This window comes from Lentibacillus sp. (genome assembly GCF_035301675.1).
In the GTDB taxonomy this organism is placed as follows: domain Bacteria; phylum Bacillota; class Bacilli; order Bacillales; family Amphibacillaceae; genus Lentibacillus.
Genome location: NZ_DATGTT010000065.1, coordinates 60,612 through 77,201, shown reverse-complemented (window position 1 = coordinate 77,201; position 16,590 = coordinate 60,612). Strand labels below are relative to the sequence as shown.

At 42.5% G+C, this 16,590-nt stretch carries 21 protein-coding genes; 18 read left to right on the top strand and 3 right to left on the bottom strand.

The window, feature by feature from the left end:
• The first annotated feature begins 15 nt into the window (after positions 1-15).
• The 7 genes from VK097_RS11845 (at position 16) to VK097_RS11815 (ending at position 3,718) form a co-directional block, all read left to right on the top strand.
• A complete protein-coding gene (locus VK097_RS11845; RefSeq protein WP_324212014.1) occupies positions 16-972 on the top strand; it encodes a thymidylate synthase in 957 nt (318 codons plus the stop codon).
• A gap of 22 nt (positions 973-994) precedes the next feature.
• Positions 995-1,492 carry a dihydrofolate reductase gene (locus VK097_RS11840; protein WP_324212013.1) on the top strand — a complete coding sequence of 166 codons (498 nt, stop codon included), beginning with the start codon at positions 995-997 and terminating at the stop codon, positions 1,490-1,492.
• Positions 1,493-1,495: 3 nt separating this feature from the next.
• Entirely contained in the window at positions 1,496-2,074 is a 579-nt protein-coding gene (gene mobA, locus VK097_RS11835; RefSeq protein ID WP_324212012.1) for a molybdenum cofactor guanylyltransferase, read from the top strand.
• Between the two features lie 156 nt (positions 2,075-2,230).
• Positions 2,231-2,440, top strand: a complete 210-nt coding sequence (locus VK097_RS11830; RefSeq protein WP_324212011.1) for a twin-arginine translocase TatA/TatE family subunit — start codon at positions 2,231-2,233, stop codon at positions 2,438-2,440.
• 19 nt (positions 2,441-2,459) lie between these two features.
• Positions 2,460-2,648: a twin-arginine translocase TatA/TatE family subunit gene (gene tatA / locus VK097_RS11825; RefSeq protein ID WP_324212010.1), complete on the top strand. Its 189-nt coding sequence runs from the start codon at positions 2,460-2,462 to the stop codon at positions 2,646-2,648.
• Between the two features lie 69 nt (positions 2,649-2,717).
• Entirely contained in the window at positions 2,718-3,476 is a 759-nt protein-coding gene (gene tatC / locus VK097_RS11820) for a twin-arginine translocase subunit TatC (RefSeq protein ID WP_324212009.1), read from the top strand.
• A gap of 20 nt (positions 3,477-3,496) precedes the next feature.
• Entirely contained in the window at positions 3,497-3,718 is a 222-nt protein-coding gene (locus VK097_RS11815) for a YozE family protein (protein WP_324212008.1), read from the top strand.
• A 21-nt stretch (positions 3,719-3,739) separates the two neighbouring features.
• Here VK097_RS11815 and VK097_RS11810 read toward each other — a convergent pair whose 3' ends face one another.
• On the bottom strand, positions 3,740-4,069 hold the full coding sequence (locus VK097_RS11810; protein ID WP_324212007.1) for a YolD-like family protein: 330 nt from the start codon (positions 4,067-4,069) through the stop codon (positions 3,740-3,742).
• A gap of 336 nt (positions 4,070-4,405) precedes the next feature.
• Between VK097_RS11810 and vrrA the strand changes: the two genes are divergently transcribed.
• From vrrA to VK097_RS11795, 3 genes are all read left to right on the top strand, one after another.
• Complete coding sequence (gene vrrA / locus VK097_RS11805) at positions 4,406-4,852, top strand: VrrA/YqfQ family protein (RefSeq protein ID WP_324212006.1); 447 nt, start codon at positions 4,406-4,408, stop codon at positions 4,850-4,852.
• 109 nt (positions 4,853-4,961) lie between these two features.
• Positions 4,962-5,915: a peptide-methionine (S)-S-oxide reductase MsrA gene (msrA, locus tag VK097_RS11800; protein ID WP_324212005.1), complete on the top strand. Its 954-nt coding sequence runs from the start codon at positions 4,962-4,964 to the stop codon at positions 5,913-5,915.
• A 47-nt stretch (positions 5,916-5,962) separates the two neighbouring features.
• On the top strand, positions 5,963-6,169 hold the full coding sequence (locus tag VK097_RS11795; protein WP_324212004.1) for a DUF6501 family protein: 207 nt from the start codon (positions 5,963-5,965) through the stop codon (positions 6,167-6,169).
• Between the two features lie 351 nt (positions 6,170-6,520).
• Here the strand turns inward: VK097_RS11795 and VK097_RS11790 are convergent, their stop codons facing one another.
• Positions 6,521-7,711 (bottom strand): M14 family metallopeptidase, encoded by a 1,191-nt coding sequence (locus VK097_RS11790; RefSeq protein WP_324212003.1) that lies wholly within the window; start codon positions 7,709-7,711, stop codon positions 6,521-6,523.
• 145 nt (positions 7,712-7,856) lie between these two features.
• On the opposite strand from VK097_RS11790, the gene fdxA reads away from it, so the two are divergent.
• Positions 7,857-8,096 carry a 4Fe-4S ferredoxin gene (fdxA, locus tag VK097_RS11785; RefSeq protein WP_324212002.1) on the top strand — a complete coding sequence of 80 codons (240 nt, stop codon included), beginning with the start codon at positions 7,857-7,859 and terminating at the stop codon, positions 8,094-8,096.
• 100 nt (positions 8,097-8,196) lie between these two features.
• Here the strand turns inward: fdxA and VK097_RS11780 are convergent, their stop codons facing one another.
• The gene (locus VK097_RS11780) at positions 8,197-8,466 is read right to left on the bottom strand and encodes an acylphosphatase (protein WP_324212001.1); all 270 of its coding nucleotides are present in this window, start codon (positions 8,464-8,466) and stop codon (positions 8,197-8,199) included.
• Positions 8,467-8,784: 318 nt separating this feature from the next.
• On the opposite strand from VK097_RS11780, the gene VK097_RS11775 reads away from it, so the two are divergent.
• The 7 genes from VK097_RS11775 to narI all read left to right on the top strand — a co-directional run bounded on the left by VK097_RS11775 (position 8,785) and on the right by narI (position 16,394).
• Positions 8,785-9,207: a hemerythrin domain-containing protein gene (locus VK097_RS11775; RefSeq protein ID WP_324212000.1), complete on the top strand. Its 423-nt coding sequence runs from the start codon at positions 8,785-8,787 to the stop codon at positions 9,205-9,207.
• A 30-nt stretch (positions 9,208-9,237) separates the two neighbouring features.
• Positions 9,238-9,561: a hypothetical protein gene (locus VK097_RS11770; RefSeq protein ID WP_324211999.1), complete on the top strand. Its 324-nt coding sequence runs from the start codon at positions 9,238-9,240 to the stop codon at positions 9,559-9,561.
• 26 nt (positions 9,562-9,587) lie between these two features.
• Positions 9,588-9,878, top strand: coding sequence for a hypothetical protein (locus VK097_RS11765; protein WP_324211998.1), 291 nt, complete (start codon positions 9,588-9,590; stop codon positions 9,876-9,878).
• Positions 9,862-13,545: a nitrate reductase subunit alpha gene (locus VK097_RS11760; protein ID WP_324211997.1), complete on the top strand. Its 3,684-nt coding sequence runs from the start codon at positions 9,862-9,864 to the stop codon at positions 13,543-13,545. Before VK097_RS11765 ends, VK097_RS11760 begins: the two co-directional genes overlap by 17 nt.
• Positions 13,535-15,028: a nitrate reductase subunit beta gene (gene narH / locus VK097_RS11755; protein ID WP_324211996.1), complete on the top strand. Its 1,494-nt coding sequence runs from the start codon at positions 13,535-13,537 to the stop codon at positions 15,026-15,028. Before VK097_RS11760 ends, narH begins: the two co-directional genes overlap by 11 nt.
• The gene (gene narJ / locus VK097_RS11750) at positions 15,028-15,630 is read left to right on the top strand and encodes a nitrate reductase molybdenum cofactor assembly chaperone (RefSeq protein ID WP_324211995.1); all 603 of its coding nucleotides are present in this window, start codon (positions 15,028-15,030) and stop codon (positions 15,628-15,630) included. Before narH ends, narJ begins: the two co-directional genes overlap by 1 nt.
• Before the next feature lie 68 nt (positions 15,631-15,698).
• A complete protein-coding gene (narI, locus tag VK097_RS11745) occupies positions 15,699-16,394 on the top strand; it encodes a respiratory nitrate reductase subunit gamma (protein WP_324211994.1) in 696 nt (231 codons plus the stop codon).
• Positions 16,395-16,590 lie beyond the last annotated feature (196 nt).

The window sequence follows — 16,590 nt, the reverse complement described above, 5'->3', positions numbered from 1 at the left end:
GTAGAGGTGAGAAAAATGCTGAAAGGTGAACAAGGCTACCTGGATTTATGTCAATACATATTGAAAAATGGGACGAAAAAAACAGACAGGACCAACACCGGAACCTATTCGGTTTTCGGACAGCAAATGCGCTTTGATTTGAGTGACGGTTTCCCGCTGTTAACTACAAAAAAAGTGCCATTTAGACTGGTGGCCAGTGAATTGCTCTGGTTCATAAAAGGAGATACAAACATCCGATATTTACTGCAGCATAATAATAATATATGGAATGAATGGGCTTTTAAACGATGGGTGGAAAGCAATGACTACGATGGCCCTGACATGACCGACTTCGGGAATCGCAGTCAGCAAGAACAAGAGTTTAATCAGCTTTATCAGGAACAAATGAAGATTTTCAAAAATAACATCTTAAATGATCGTGCATTTGCAGAGAAGTTTGGTGATTTGGGAAACGTTTATGGCAAACAATGGCGTGACTGGAAAACGTCACAAAATGAAACGATTGATCAGTTAAAAAATGTGATCCATTCAATCAGCCATAATCCTGATTCGCGCCGTCATATCGTTTCTGCATGGAACCCGGAAGACGTGCCAAGTATGGCATTGCCGCCGTGTCACACACTGTTCCAATTTTATGTGGCGGATGGTAAGCTTTCATGCCAACTGTATCAGCGCAGTGCAGATATCTTTATAGGTATCCCGTTTAATATAGCAAGTTATGCACTGCTGACATATTTAATCGCTCATGAATGCGGTTTGGAGGCAGGAGAATTTGTCCATATACTAGGCGATGCTCATATCTATATAAACCATGTTGAGCAGGTCAAAACACAGCTTGGCCGTAATATGCGATTATTCCCGACACTTAAAATCAATGGAGAAAAATCGTCTGTCTTTGATTTTGAATTAGACGATTTCGAATTGCTTGATTACGAACCGCATCCTGCGATAAAGGCGCCTATCGCTGTTTGAGCAGAAGGGAGGAGGTGAATATATGATATCATTACTTGCTGCTATGGACCGTAATCGCGTTATAGGTTACCGGAATGATTTACCGTGGCATCTGCCGAATGATTTGAAATTCTTCAAACAAAAAACGACCGGCCATACGATCATTATGGGACGGAAGACATTTGAATCAATTGGAAGACCGCTTCCAAACCGTGATAATGTCGTCATAACCAGACGGCACAGCAGCAAATTCCCGGATGAAATTGAAGTCATCAATAATATCGATACCGTTTTAGACTGGAATCATCAGGAGCCGGCAAATGAATTGTTTGTGATTGGCGGTGAGGAGATTTTCAAACAAGTCCTGCCGCATGCAGATCGCTTATACATCACGCTCGTTGATGATGTTTTTCAAGGGGATACATACTTCCCTGAATTTTCAGAAGCAGAATGGCAATTAACGAGCAGGGAAGAAGGGGAAAAGGACAGCAAAAACCAATATGACCATTATTTCCTGCAATACGATCGGCAAGGTGGATAACTCATGCGTATATGCGGCGTAATCCTTTCCGGCGGTAAATCAACGCGGATGGGCACAACCAAATCATTTTTGGAAATTGATGACAAACCTGTTATCACACATGTTGCCGATGAATTAAAAAAATTAAGCGATTATGTATCGGTCATTACAAACGAGCCGGAAGATTATCAATTTCTCGAACTGGATTTATTCCGTGACAGATACAAAAACAAAGGACCGCTGTCAGGTATGGAAGCAGCAATTTATCATATTGATGCTGATATTTATTTATTTGCTGCATGTGACATGCCGTTTATCCATCGTAATGTTTATCAGCATTTAATACAGTCATTGCATAACTATGAGGCAGTCATCCCGATGTATAACGAAAGAATGCATCCCTTATCCGGAATATATACGAAAAATGTACTTCCACAAATCCAGACGCTGCTTGATAACGATCAGCGAAAAATAAGAACATTATTTGATTATATTACAGTCAATTATGTAACAGACTATAACGGAATCCCAAAACATACTTTGGATAAGCATTTTTTTAATATGAACTATCCGGAACAATACGAATTGGCAAAACGGTTTTAAACTATGGTTCAGCCCTCTGCTTTTTAAGTTGCCTGGAAGCAGCCGGTCATGTTACACTTTTATCAGTTTACAAGCTATTTTCAGCTGGATTTTGAACGTTGTATATAGAATTTATTGATTGGTTGTATTATAATATACTTAAAGAAGGTGTCATATATGGGACTAGGCAGTATAGGTTTCCCTGGACTTATTTTAATTTTGGTGATTGCTTTAGTTATTTTTGGCCCTAAGAAACTTCCGGAAATAGGGAAGGCTGCCGGAAATACACTGCGTGAATTCAAAAACTCGGCACAAGATTTGACGAGTGACGTTTCTGATGAAGTGAAAGAGACGAAAGATATTGTGAAAGATGACAAAAATAAATAATCAGGCGGAGTGATTATACATGGGATTAGGCAGTATCGGTATTCCCGGACTTATTTTAATTCTGATCATTGCTTTAATCGTTTTTGGACCTTCCAAGTTACCCGAAATCGGTAAAGCTGTCGGCAGTTCACTGAAAGAATTTAAAAATGCAACAAAAGAGATTGGATCAGATGATTCCGGTAAAAATAATGAATCATCAAACAAATGAGGGACTTGACAAAGGTGTAGGGGGGTTAACCTTACATCTTCTTTTATGCTTGGATTGGGAGCGTGCACAATGTCTGAAGAACAGCGATTTGATCATGAAAAAGAGATGAATGTCGTAGGTCATCTGTCTGAACTCAGAAACCGTCTCATCGTAACGGCCGTTTTTTTCATTCTTTTTTTTATTATTGGTTTTCTCTATGTTGAAATGATTTATGGTTTTATTGAAGACGATTTGCCGTTCAAATTAAGTGTTACCGGTCTGACAGATCTTATCTCTGTTTACTTAACACTGGCGGGCGTAACAGCATTAATCGGCACATTACCGATATTATGCCTTCAAGTCTGGCTGTTTATCAGACCCGGTTTGACCAAACCTGAACGAAAAGCGACACTGCTGTATATCCCGGCTATTTTTCTTTTATTTATCACAGGCATTGCCTTCGGATATACCGTTTTTGTGGATTTTATAATACCTTTTCTGCTTTCATTAAATGATGGGATGTTCAATGAAATATTCACATACGATCGGTATTTTAAACTGCTATTCCGCATTGTTCTGCCGTTTGCTTTATTTTTTGAAATCCCGGTTATTGCAATGTTCCTTACCCACCTGGGAATTCTGACCCCGGAATTCATGCGGCGGACACGAAAGTATGCATATTTGATCCTTGTCATTCTTGGTGCGCTGATAACACCGCCGGATTTTGTATTGCAGCTTGTTGCAATCATACCATTGATTCTTTTATATGAAATCAGTATCTATCTTTGCCGAATTGTTTACCGCAGAAAACTGAAAAAACATCAGGAATTTATGGAGAATAACAGTTGAATAACGGGGTGGCTTGCAGTATGCGTTCATTTTACCACTATGCATTAACCTACAGAGGCAAAAAAACGCCGGATGATAAAAGCCGGCTGGCTGAATGGATGTTCTATGACCATGATTTTCCGAAACAGTCAGCAGACTATGATGAAATCAGCAGCTATCTGGAATGGAACAGCCCGTTTGCCAATGCTTTGGCTGTGTTTGATCAACTCTGGGAGGCTTATAAACTGAATAGATTGGATTAGACTTCGGGATATCCCGAAGTCTTATTTAAATATAATTTGGAAAATATCACCAAAAGCAATCCGTTTATTCGAGTGAACAGAAGTTTCCAATATAACACTGTTTGTTTGGCTGTCGAGCTTACTAATAGTCCCTGTCCATTCTGCCATCACGCCATTTTCATAAATCCGAAGGCAAATAGGGGAGCGGCGTCTCAAAGCTTCCAGCAGCTGATCATTTAACAACTCAACTTGCTGTTCATCAAGCTCAGGCTTTGATTTAATTTCATCTTCCTTCCACATTTCTTTTAATAACTCGGTGTGTTCCGGAAGCATTAGCGAAGCCCACTTAATGTTCCCGCGGTCTCTTGGCATTCTTCTTCACCTCACGTACTATTATAAACAAACATATGTTCGTAATGCAATAAAATAACATGACAGCAGTCCCTTATTTTCGTCATAATTCTTTTCAAACTTGTAATATCGTGTAAACTTGTGCGGTTGCCCGGGAAATAATCATCCTGATGAAGAAAGAGACAGGGGCTTTTCCGTCATTGTGTTTGGTATTATTCTGCTGGGAGGAGAATAGTCGTAGTTGAAAAATGTTAAAGGTACACCATTTTTCGGCTGAACTGCAGATAACCGCCTACACTATTATGGATTGCCCACGTACAATAACCTAAGTGACTTTATAAAAAGGGGAGGATCATAATGGTATGGCCCATCCAGCAACAGTATACCAATAGCAGTATGCTGCCGCGCCAAGGGTTTTTCCCGGGAGGACCACCTGTACCGCCTCAGCAGCACGCTCCAGGGGCAATACGGCAATTCTTATCTCCACATGTATCCCAAAGCCTATTATCGCCGGAGAGAATCAGCGGCATCTCACAGAAACTCAGCAACGTGCAGCAGGTATTAAACGTTGTTCAGCAGGCAGCACCACTTGTACAACAGTATGGACCAATGGTAAGAAACCTGCCGATGCTGTTCAAACTGATGAAAGCAGTGAATGAAAATGATTCCGAAACAGATCAAAATCAGCTTGAAAATGAACAGGAAACAGTCACGTCGAATACATCCGAGGAAGAAAACTACATGGATGAAATGAATATGGCTGCGATGAAATCAGGTGAATCAATTCCTAAATTGTTCATTTAAAAGCCATATAACCCTCGTGGAACCACCATTGCATCACAAGCACATGATTTGATTTTTTCTGTTAAAAACGAAAAAATAAGCATAGGATAACCTTGAATGGAGGTATACTATGACGACTGAATTAGCTACATTTGCCGGGGGATGCTTCTGGTGCATGGTGGAACCGTTTGACGAGCGGCCGGGTATCGAAAACATTGTCTCAGGTTACACTGGGGGCCATGTTGAAAACCCCACATATGAACAGGTTTGTTCTGATACAACCGGTCACGTCGAAGCAGTCCAAATTACATTCAACCCGGATATAATGCCATATGAAAAACTCGTTGATACGTTTTGGCAGCAAATTGATCCGACCGATGCCGGCGGTCAGTTTAATGACAGGGGTGAATCGTATCAAACGGCTATTTTCTACCATAATGAAACACAACGGCAAATAGCGGAACAATCCAAACAAAAGCTGAAGGAAAGCGGCAAATTTAATCAACCAATCGTTACACCCATTCTCCCGGCAAAGACCTTTTACAGAGCGGAGGAAGAACATCAGGACTACTACAAGAAGCAGTCATTCCATTATCGCTTGTACAAAAAAGGGTCAGGAAGGGAAGACTTTATAAAAGAAAACTGGAAACAAGGATTCGATAAATCCGATTTAAAGGCAAAACTCACACCAATCCAGTATAGTGTTACGCAGGAGAACGGAACGGAGCGGCCTTTTGCGAATGAATACTGGGATAATGAAGATGAAGGGATCTATGTGGATCTTATTTCCGGCGATGTTCTATTCTCTTCGCATGATAAATTTGATGCAAACTGTGGCTGGCCAAGCTTTACTAAACCGGTGGACCCATACCAGATTGAGGAAAAAACCGATACAAGCCATAGAATGATCCGGACTGAAGTCAGGAGCAAGAATGCTGATTCCCACTTGGGGCATGTGTTTGAAGACGGACCGCAGGATAGGGGAGGGCTCCGATATTGCATGAATTCAGCAGCGATGAAATTTATCCCGAAAGATGAAATGACGGAAAAAGGTTACGAAAACTATTTATATCTTTTTAATTAAGTCGACGATATTATAATTATGTAAACTGGACCAGGGAGATGACTAATGTGATTCATTTAGAGTGGGAAGATAATGAAACAATTAAAAAAATCGAATGTGTTCATGCTGATGCTGAAAAATTCATTGTTCACAATAAATTGACGCCAGGCAAACAGTACGAAGTAAAAAACGAAACGGACGAATTTTACTTCATTATTGATAACAGTAACCGCATTGGCGGATTTTATAAAGACTATTTCAAAGAGATAACGTGAGGCTGAGACAAAAGTAATGAATCAAAGAAAAAATCCGAACGATGGTTCAAAATTCTTCAGTTAGATTTCGAATCAGTTCGGATTTTTCTTTTATAGTATAATTCGTTTCCATCTAAACCAGCGAAGTAAAAATGCGGAGACTCCCGGGGGGAGCATAGGCCTAGATGAGACCCCGCAGTGCGACAGCGCGAGGAGGCTCATCAGCCGTCCCCGGAAAGCGAAGCATTTTTCCGCAGCGGTGGTTAAGATTCACCCATACATTTCACTTAAATATTCCAGGTATCATTCGTCTTTAATGGTAAACGTTTTAGTTATGTCCCTGCCTCATTTTATCTCTTTAAGTCCTTATACTCAGAAATATAAGTTAGCCAGCATAATTCCGAGCGTCTCCTGATAAATTTTCTCAAACTGGTCAAATGGCAGCGGATTGACACCACTTCCCAATTCAACAGTATAGCCAGAACGTCTGAACTCCTGGATAAACCAGTCCTTATAACCGGCGTAATTGTCTATACAACGTATGGCCCGGTAGCCGCTCTCATGAGCGTACTCATTTACAATGGGCTCTGAAATGAGGGGTTCCAATCCTTCAAATCCCCAATAAATTTCTTCACCCTGGGTATGAAACGCGTTAACACGCAAAAAGTTTCGTTCTTCGGCCAATTTTGCCATTGCTATAGCTTCAGGTTCTGATAATGGATGAGGACCGGGATAATCTCTAGGCTGAGGAGAATCAGGCTTCCGTGCTGCTTCAACTTCCCAAAGTGCCGGATACTGATTGTTCAGGTCAACGCCTGCAATATTTGCTTTCCAATTCGAAAAATCCTGTTTCTGATTATTAAGAGCCAAAACCTGATCCTGATATGGTCCGGCTGCAGATGCGCCATCAAGCACCAGGTCAACACCGTCCGGATTAACCATTGGAACAACTGATAAGTTTGTATCAATAAAGCAGGGGAGTACATTCAGCTCCCGTATTGGCATTCTGTTTGTTAATGCACGTGCGTATTCATTGAGGAAACGAATAATGACTGAGGTCGTTATCCACTCGTTGGCATGAAACGAGCCGTCAAGATGAATTTGTTTGTTTCCGGTGCCGATCTGCAGTTCAATGATATCTTTACCCATCACGGAACTGCCGATGGTCTTTTGAAAAATGAACGGATAAATAGTAAGTAAGCGGCCAATGTCGCGTACCATTTTATCAGATGTATAATGGTTAAAGTCCGTTATCATTAAATTATTGACACGTTCGGGGATAGTGAGTTGCGGGCCGTCCTGCAAATTTTGCGGTTCTATATCCGGATTGGCCAACTCAAGCATGTCAACCGGAAGATTCCGCTCCATTGCAATATCCCACAAGGTCTCTCCGGCAGCTATTTGATAAAATCCTTCCATATAACCGGGTATCCGCACTACTTGACCAGTCATTAATTGTTCAGGATTTAATTGTGGATTTGATTGTTCAATCAGAATCACTGGAATATCAAACAGTTCACTGTAATACCAGAACGAATCATCGGGACGGATAATAACTTCCATCAAGATCTCTCCTCAATTTTACAGATAATAAATAATATGTATGAGCGCCCATCTATGTGTACTCTGACTTGAAACAGCCAGCCATATTCTGTAATATATTTTATAGAAAGTATGTGGGGCTTTATTCTTTAAGGAGGAGATTTACTTGGCTTTTGTTATAACATCACCTTGTATAAATGAAAAATCAGGCGAATGTGTGGAAGTTTGTCCTGTTGACTGTATAGAAGAAGGCAAAGACATGTTTTATATTGATCCGGATATTTGCATCGACTGTGGTGCATGTGAAGCCGTCTGTCCGGTCGAAGCGATATACATGGAAGATGAAGTTCCGGAAGACGAAGAAAAGTACATTGGCCTGAACGCCAAATTTTTCGAAGAGGGTTAAATGTAAGCCGCTGTCTTTATTGATAGCGGCTTTTATTATGCTGCAGCCGATTCTATTCAATTCACAACCAGCGCGGTTAAGCCGCCCACTGATTGAAGTTTTATTTTATGGAAAAATTGCTGTAGCCTTTTTCATCCTGCCGCTTATCCACTTTCATATCATCCACTTTAATAGCGGGACTCAGTCCTTTTTTTAAATCATTTAAAAATGCTTGAACCTTGTTATCATCACCTTCCACTTCCAATTCTACTGAACCGTCTGCTTTATTTTGCACCCATCCCGTTAAATCGTATCGTCCAGCCTGCTGCTGCGCTGTAATTCTGAATCCGACGCCTTGTACACGTCCGCTGACAATGACATGTGCCAACATAGTTACCGTCTCCTTTATCTATAGTTCCTAATACATTGTATAGCCGTACAGCACATAATTAAAACTATACCCTTATTATATTTTCCCTATACCACAGATGATTGGCAACAGTTTTATACCAAAAAACCTTGATAATAGTCAATAACTTATTTTTCGACAATACTGTTACCGAAATTCTGTGATAATTATCACATAAATCCAAATTTTTCTTCGGTATTAATTGTTCCTTATCTTATTGGATGATATGCTTAAATCAATAGAAAGCTGTCCATACTGGCAGTATTGATTTCAAAACTAATTACGGCGAGGTGAATCAAAATGTCGGGTCCTGCGCTTAAGCATGTTGATAGTCACAGTGCTATTCATGAAGCAGCATTGAATGAAGCAATCGAATTGACGAACATGCTCGACACGCTTCATCAGAAAAACGAAAAAGAAAAAGCATTGGAATTAGCGTATGTACTTATTGAACAATGGGAAACAAGGACACTGGCACACGCTGACGCAGAGGAAAAAGGATTATATAAAGATTTGGTTGAAGAAGACCCGGAAGTGAAAGATGATATTGTTGCTTTGACACGGGATCATAATTTATTACGTCTGATTGTCGATGAAATTAAAGAAGAACTTCCGGAGACGGGGATTAATGATGCAATCATACAGCGTTTTCAATCCTTGATTATCGTCGACGAACTCCATAACAAAAAAGAAATGGAAGTGCTCCCTGACCACGATCACTAACGGCAAAATATCTATATGGAGGTGACATAATTGGGCTCTGAACAAACATCGTCCAAACAGGAACAACCGATGCGTGTCATTTTACCGGACCTGTACAACGAGGTAACAAAAAACTTAGAAGACCATCACAATATCCACAAGTATGATATCCAGGCACAGGCAATAAAAGAGGCATCAGGATATGAAGCAATTATTTACTTTGGTGACAGTTATGCACATAAGAAATCACAATATTTCTCAAACGAAGCAATCGAAAATACGAACCACGAGATTATTGAGTTTATAGAAAAAGTCGGAGATGCCTGTAAAGAAGTTATGATTGCCGATTACTTTAAAATGATGAGACCTAAATAACGCCTGAACGAGAGGAGTGGATTAGTTTGTTTTTATTTGAAGATGAGGCAAATATAGTTGATGACCGCGAAGATTTGCTTTCCATACTGAAAATGCGTTTTGGTGATATTCCCCCCAAAATTGTAGAGATGATTTATGATATTAACTCATATGAAACGCTTGAACGCCTAATTCTGGTCGCCTCCAATGTTCCAAGTCTGAAAATATTCCTCGAGGAACTTGAAGAGGGAGAAGGCAGTTTCCGGATCCTGGGCGACAGGTTTAATCCTATCGAAGCACAGCATGAAGGAGGTGAAACGGATGGAGAGCAAAAATAAACTATTCGATAAATTAAAACATATTAAGCCGGGAAACCGGATTAACGATGACTGGACTGAAGAAAGCCCCCGTCCGCGTGATTCCGAAGATATATATCGCAGAAGATGGCAGCATGATAGAATTGTTCGTTCAACACATGGCGTGAATTGCACAGGTTCATGCAGCTGGAAGATTTATGTGAAAGACGGTATTATCACGTCTGAAACACAACAGACGGATTATCCAAGCACTGGAGATGACTTCCCTGAATATGAGCCGCGCGGATGCCCGCGGGGAGCAAGCTTTTCCTGGTATACGTACAGTCCTGTCAGAGTAAAATACCCATACGTACGAAGCGATTTATATGAATTGTGGAAAGAAGAACGGAATAATAGCTCAAATCCTGTCGAGGCATGGGATAACATCGTCAGTGATCCAGTGAAACGTGAAAAATATGTAAAAGCCCGCGGAAAAGGCGGCTTCGTTCGCGCCAGCTGGAAAGACATGTGTGAAATGATTGCCAGCGCCAGCATTCAAACAATTAAAAAATACGGCCCTGACCGTGTCGCCGGCTTCAGTCCGATTCCGGCCATGTCGATGGTCAGTTATTCAGGAGGGACCCGTTTCCTGTCATTAATTGGGGGAACCATTTTAAGCTTTTATGATTGGTACGCCGATTTGCCGCCAGCTTCACCGCAAGTATGGGGTGAGCAGACTGACGTACCGGAAAGTGCTGACTGGTATAACTCCAAATATTTTATTATTTGGGGGACGAACTTGCCGCAAACACGAACCCCGGATGCTCACTTCATGGTGGAAGCAAGGTATAATGGTACAAAAGTTGTCGGTGTCAGCCCGGACTACGCAGAATATGAAAAATTTGCCGATATTTGGCTTCCGGCAAAAGCAGGGACGGACGCAGCACTTGCAATGGCCATGACACACGTTATTTTGAAAGAATTTTATGTTGACAGAGAAACACCATATTTCAACTCTTATGCCAAGAAATATACTGACCTGCCGTACCTGGTGATGCTAAATGAACATGACGGTGAATACCGCAGCGACCGCTTCCTTCGTGCATCTGACATAAATGACGAGCATGAACTCGGCGAATGGAAAACGCTGGTATGGGATGATGAAGCAGGTCAGCTGGAAACACCAAATGGAAGTATGGGCTTCCGCTGGGACGGAGGAAGTAAGTGGAACCTAGAGCTAGATAAAGGGGACGGCAGTCAAATAGATCCTGAGTTAAGTTTTATAGATAAATCGGATGAAACCGTGATGGTAAGCTTCCCTTATTTTGCTGAAAAAGAAGGAGGACTTGTCAAACGAGGCGTACCTGTCAAAACAATACAGGATGTGGACGGCAATACTCTCAAGGTGACAACCGTCTATGATTTAATGATGGCACACACAGGCGTCGGACGGAATCTTCCTGGCGACTACCCGGCTGATTATGATGATCCAAAGCCCTACACACCGGCGTGGCAGGAGTCGATTACAGGTGTAAATAAAACACACGTTATGAAAGTAGCAAGAGAATTTGCAGATAATGCCGAACGGACAAAAGGTAAGTCGATGATTGCCATGGGTGGCGGAACCAACCATTGGTTCCACAGTGACCAAATCTACCGTGCGATCTTGAATCTGGTATTATTAACAGGTTCACAGGGGGTCAATGGCGGCGGATGGGCACATTATGTCGGTCAGGAGAAAGTCCGGCCTCAGGAAGGCTGGCAGCAAGTCGCCTTTGCCGGTGATTGGCAGAAAGCCCCGCGCCATCAAAACGGCACATCCTATTTTTACTTCGTGACAGACCAATTCCGTTACGAAGCTCTTCCGGACGATAACGAAAAAACAGAATGGGGAAGCAAATATAATGCGATGCACCCGGCTGATTTGAACGCTTTATCAGCACGGCTTGGCTGGCTTCCTTCGTACCCGCAGTTTTCACAGAATTCAATTGATCTTGTAAAAGAAAGCAAGGAGCGGGGTGCAGAAAGTGAACAGGAAATTATCGACGACATTGTCAGCCAAATTAAAGATGAAAAAATCGATTGGGCAATTGAAAATCCGGACGATCCGCGAAACTTCCCTAGAGTATTCTTTAACTGGCGGTCCAACCTGCTTGGAGACAGTGGCAAAGGACACGAATTTTTTGTCAGACACCTGGTCGGCGGCGACAACCAGGTAATGGCTGAACCAGAAAACTCATGGCAGCCTGAAACTGTTAAAACAGAAAGTGAAGCACCTGTTGGAAAAGCTGATTTACTGGTCAGTGTAGATTTCCGTATGACAAGCTCAGGTCTGTTTTCCGACATTGTACTGCCTGCTGCAACATGGTACGAAAAAAACGATATCAGCAGTACCGACCTGCATCCGTTCGTCCATCCATTCAATGCAGCCATTTCACCGCCATGGGAAGCAAAAAGCGACTGGAACACATTCCGCGAGATCAGCAGAGTATTTTCGGAGCTCGCCGAAAAACATCTGCCGAAAACTGAAGAATTAGTGGCTTCCCCGCTTGGGCACGATACACCAGGAGAAATTGCCCAATCGCTCGGAAAAGTCAAGGATTGGCGTAAAGGGGAAGTTGATGCCATACCAGGTAGAACAATGCCAAGTATGAAAGTCGTGGAACGTGATTACCCGAATGTTTACCAGAAAATGACCACCATCGGTCCGCTAATCAAACAGGGCTATGGCGGCAAAGGGGTAACCATACCTGGTGAAGAAGTCTTTGATGAACTGGGTACAAGACTTGGTAAATCACGTCGGGAAGGTATCGGAAAAGACCATCCGGATTTATATTCTGACGAACAGGCTGTTAACGCCATTCTGGCAATGTCCGGTGCAACAAACGGCAAAAGGGCTGTTGCCGGATGGAAATCGCTTGAAGCCAAAACCGGACAAAAACTGGAGGATATTGCCAGCTCTCGTGCGGAGGAGGACCATACACTAAGAGACTTAAGCATCCAGCCGCGCAGTGCCATTTCAACACCGGTATGGAGCGGTCTGGAAAAAAACAATCGCCGTTATTCGCCGTTCACCGTGAACACAGAATACAATATCCCGTGGCGCACATTGACGGGACGGCAAAGTTTCTATCTCGATCATGAGATGATGCTCGACTATGGCGAAGGGCTCCCATTGTATTTGCCGCCACTAAGATATGGACCATTTCTTAAGAAAGAAGAGGGTGTGGATGAAAACGAAAATAAATCAATTACGGTCAGATATCTGACACCACACCAAAAATGGGGCATCCATACCATGTTTACGGACACAACCCATATGTCAACATTATTCAGAGGATGGCAAACAATTTGGATGAATGAAGATGATGCGGCTTCCATCGACCTCAAGGATAACGATTTTGTGGAAGTTTATAACCGGAATGGGGCCATTGCAGCAAGAGTCGTTGTCACATACCGGATACCAAAAGGAATGGCTTATATGTATCACGCACAGGACCGGACGTTGGGAGTACCCGCTACATCAATCAATAAAAAACGCGGGGGAACCCACAACAGTGTAACTAGGGTGACACTTAAAGGGACACATATGATCGGCGGTTATTCGCAATTGAGCTATGGATTTAATTATTACGGTCCAACCGGCCATCAGCGGGATACAATAGCTGTTATCAGAGCTTTGAAGGAGGTAGATTGGCTTGAAAATTAAAGCACAGGTCGCAATGGTGATGCATTTGGACAAATGTATCGGGTGCCATACATGTTCTGTAACATGTAAAAATACGTGGACAAACCGGCCAGGAACTGAGTACATGTGGTTTAATAATGTTGAAACACGTCCAGGCACCGGCTATCCGAAGCGCTGGGAAGACACAGAACGCTTCAAAGGCGGATGGGCGCTGAAAAACGGGAAACTGCAACTGAAAGCCGGGGGACCAATTTCCAAGCTGATGAACATCTTTTACAACCCGGACATGGCAACGATGGACGATTATTATGAGCCATGGACATATAACTACGAGAATTTAATTAACAGCCCAAAGAGCGAAAATTTGCCTGTAGCAAGACCGCAATCCGTCATTACAGGTGAATTTATCGACAAGCCGGAATGGGGCTCTAACTGGGACGATGACCTGGCAGGCGGTACTGAAATAGTATCGCAGGACCCGACAGTCGAGAAATTGCAGGATCACATCTCGATGGAATATGAGAAAACATTTATGATGTATCTGCCGCGAATCTGCGAACACTGCCTGAACCCTTCTTGTGTTGCTTCCTGTCCTTCAGGAGCATTGTACAAACGGGATGAAGATGGCATTGTCCTGGTTGACCAGGAAGCATGCCGGGGATGGCGCTTCTGCATGAGCGGATGTCCATACCACAAAGTATATTATAATTGGAACACACACAAAGCAGAAAAATGTAACTTCTGCTATCCTCGGACTGAAGCGGGTCTGCCAACGATTTGTTCAGAAACATGTGTCGGGCGCATCCGTTATATCGGTGTCGTGCTGTACGATGCAGATAAAGTAAAAGAAGCGGCATCTGTCGAGGATCCGCAAGACCTATACGAATCTCAGCTTTCTGTATTCCAGGATCCGTTCGACCCTGAGGTGATTGAAGAAGCAAAGAAAGCAGGCATTAATGATGAATGGATTGAGAGTGCACAAAAGTCACCAGTGTACAAAATGGCCATGAAATGGAAAATAGCACTGCCGCTGCATCCGGAGTACCGCACACTGCCAATGGTCTGGTATGTGCCGCCGCTTAGCCCAATCATGAATCATATAACAAATGAAGATGACTTAAATACAGACGGTTATATTCCTGCCATAGACCAAATGCGGATCCCTGTGGAATATCTTGCTTCCATACTGGCGGCTGATGATACCAAGCTCATCCGGGAAGTACTGCTTAAATTAACAGCCATGCGGGTTCATATGCGTGGAAAAACAGTCGGTGGCATTGACGAATTCAGACAAAGTGAATTACTGAAAGAAGCGAACACTACGCCTGAGGAACTTGAGGATATGGCTCGTTTATTAGGAATTGCCAAATATAATGAACGGTTTGTCATTCCAACGGGGAGAAGAGAAATGGATGATAACCTTTATTATGAACAGGGAGCATGCAGTCTGGAGGACCTGGCACCGCCTGAGGGTATGGCATACCTTATCGGAGGGAATAGATAATGGATAGCCAGGAACGCACATTGCTTGTAATAGGGTCTCGATTGCTGGCATATCCGGCTGATGATTTCCGAAGCGGACTAAATGATATTTATGACTGCATCGAAGAAGATATAACATCTGCCGATTTGCGCAATAGGCTTAACACCATTGTAACAACTTTTAACCTCTTCACACTTGAAGACCTAAGAAAGTTATATGTGTCAACCTTTGATCTGAGAGCTAAAAATGGCCTCTATCTAACTGCGCACGAGCTCGGTGACAGTAACAAAAGGGGCGCCGCCCTGATCAGATTGCAAAAAATTATTAATCAGGCCGGCTATGAGAGGATCGATGAGGATCTTGCCGATTATATACCAATGCTGTTTGAATTTCTGGCCGTGGCGCCGGAAAGCCAGGATAATGAACGGTTAGTAAGGCGGCTTGCAGTTGCAGTTCAGCGAATCATGAACAATCTGCCCGATGAGAATCCATATTTCAACTTTTTGTACCTTTTAATGGAGGTGGTACTTCCAAAGCCAACCAAACAGGAAATTCAAAGATTGGAATTTGATCGGGAGGAAGCAGATTTGGAAGAGTTGCCGTATCCAATCATGTATGGGTAAAGAGAGGGCTGCCAGTGATGAAGGATCAGCCTTCTCCCTGGCCCCTTTGCCAAAAGGAGGGTTAACGCGTGAGTGACATTTTCTGGTGGGTTATTTTCCCTTATGCAAGCTTAATTATTATGGTTCTTGGCTTATTATACCGCTTTGCATTTCGCCAATTGACGTGGGCGGCTCCATCGACGGAGTTCTTTGAAAAAAAATGGCTTCGCTTTGGCTCACCCTTGTTTCACTGGGGAGTAATCTTTGCTTTTTTCGGTCACATAATGGGGATTGTTGTCCCAATGAAAGTCTATGAAGTACTGGGGGTTTCTGACCAATTATACCATATGGGTGCTGTCTATGGCGGCTCTCTTGCCGGTATAGTGATGATTGCCGGGCTGATTATTCTCCTGATCCGGAAAATGGTGTTTGATCCGGTCAGAGTGCATGCGACTTTTGCGGATTTCTATTCCGTAATCGCACTTCTGATTATCGCGGGTGTAGGGACGTACATGACCATATTTGGAAATTTTACACCTGAGGAGTTTGACTACCGTTCAGCTATCGGACCGTGGTTCAGAAGTTTATTCGTCTTAAATCCGCAGTATGAGCTTATGACGAATATACCGTTAATTTTCAAGGTCCATACACTGCTGGGTTTTGGTTTATTTGCTTCGATACCATTTACACGGCTGATTCATTTTTACAGTATTCCAGTTGGATATCCGGCAAGAGCACCACAGCAATATCGGTCAAGAGCACAGTATAAAAAGGAAAGCAGCTAATTGTTAAATCAAAAAAGAACTGAAAGCAAATAATTTGTTTTCAGTTCTTTTTTGTTTGAAAAACTATAAATGTTATTCATATTCCGCAGTACAATTGAAAAATGAGACAAGCTCATATTTAAATGAAAATCATGAAACTTTTTGCTGAACTTGTACGTAATTATAGTGTAGACTGAATATTGATAGCAGAGGTCTT

Bases quoted from the DNA above. Each gene is read 5' to 3' on its own strand.
- mobA (WP_324212012.1), top strand. From the start codon at position 1,496: ATGCGTATATGCGGCGTAATCCTTTCCGGCGGTAAATCAACGCGGATG.
- msrA (WP_324212005.1), top strand. From the start codon at position 4,962: ATGACGACTGAATTAGCTACATTTGCCGGGGGATGCTTCTGGTGCATG.
- tatC (WP_324212009.1), top strand. From the start codon at position 2,718: ATGTCTGAAGAACAGCGATTTGATCATGAAAAAGAGATGAATGTCGTA.
- VK097_RS11810 (WP_324212007.1), bottom strand. From the start codon at position 4,069: ATGCCAAGAGACCGCGGGAACATTAAGTGGGCTTCGCTAATGCTTCCG.
- vrrA (WP_324212006.1), top strand. From the start codon at position 4,406: ATGGTATGGCCCATCCAGCAACAGTATACCAATAGCAGTATGCTGCCG.
- VK097_RS11775 (WP_324212000.1), top strand. From the start codon at position 8,785: ATGTCGGGTCCTGCGCTTAAGCATGTTGATAGTCACAGTGCTATTCAT.
- narJ (WP_324211995.1), top strand. From the start codon at position 15,028: ATGGATAGCCAGGAACGCACATTGCTTGTAATAGGGTCTCGATTGCTG.
- VK097_RS11780 (WP_324212001.1), bottom strand. From the start codon at position 8,466: ATGTTGGCACATGTCATTGTCAGCGGACGTGTACAAGGCGTCGGATTC.
- VK097_RS11845 (WP_324212014.1), top strand. From the start codon at position 16: ATGCTGAAAGGTGAACAAGGCTACCTGGATTTATGTCAATACATATTG.
- VK097_RS11840 (WP_324212013.1), top strand. From the start codon at position 995: ATGATATCATTACTTGCTGCTATGGACCGTAATCGCGTTATAGGTTAC.
- tatA (WP_324212010.1), top strand. From the start codon at position 2,460: ATGGGATTAGGCAGTATCGGTATTCCCGGACTTATTTTAATTCTGATC.
- VK097_RS11760 (WP_324211997.1), top strand. From the start codon at position 9,862: ATGGAGAGCAAAAATAAACTATTCGATAAATTAAAACATATTAAGCCG.
- VK097_RS11815 (WP_324212008.1), top strand. From the start codon at position 3,497: ATGCGTTCATTTTACCACTATGCATTAACCTACAGAGGCAAAAAAACG.
- VK097_RS11790 (WP_324212003.1), bottom strand. From the start codon at position 7,711: ATGGAAGTTATTATCCGTCCCGATGATTCGTTCTGGTATTACAGTGAA.
- VK097_RS11830 (WP_324212011.1), top strand. From the start codon at position 2,231: ATGGGACTAGGCAGTATAGGTTTCCCTGGACTTATTTTAATTTTGGTG.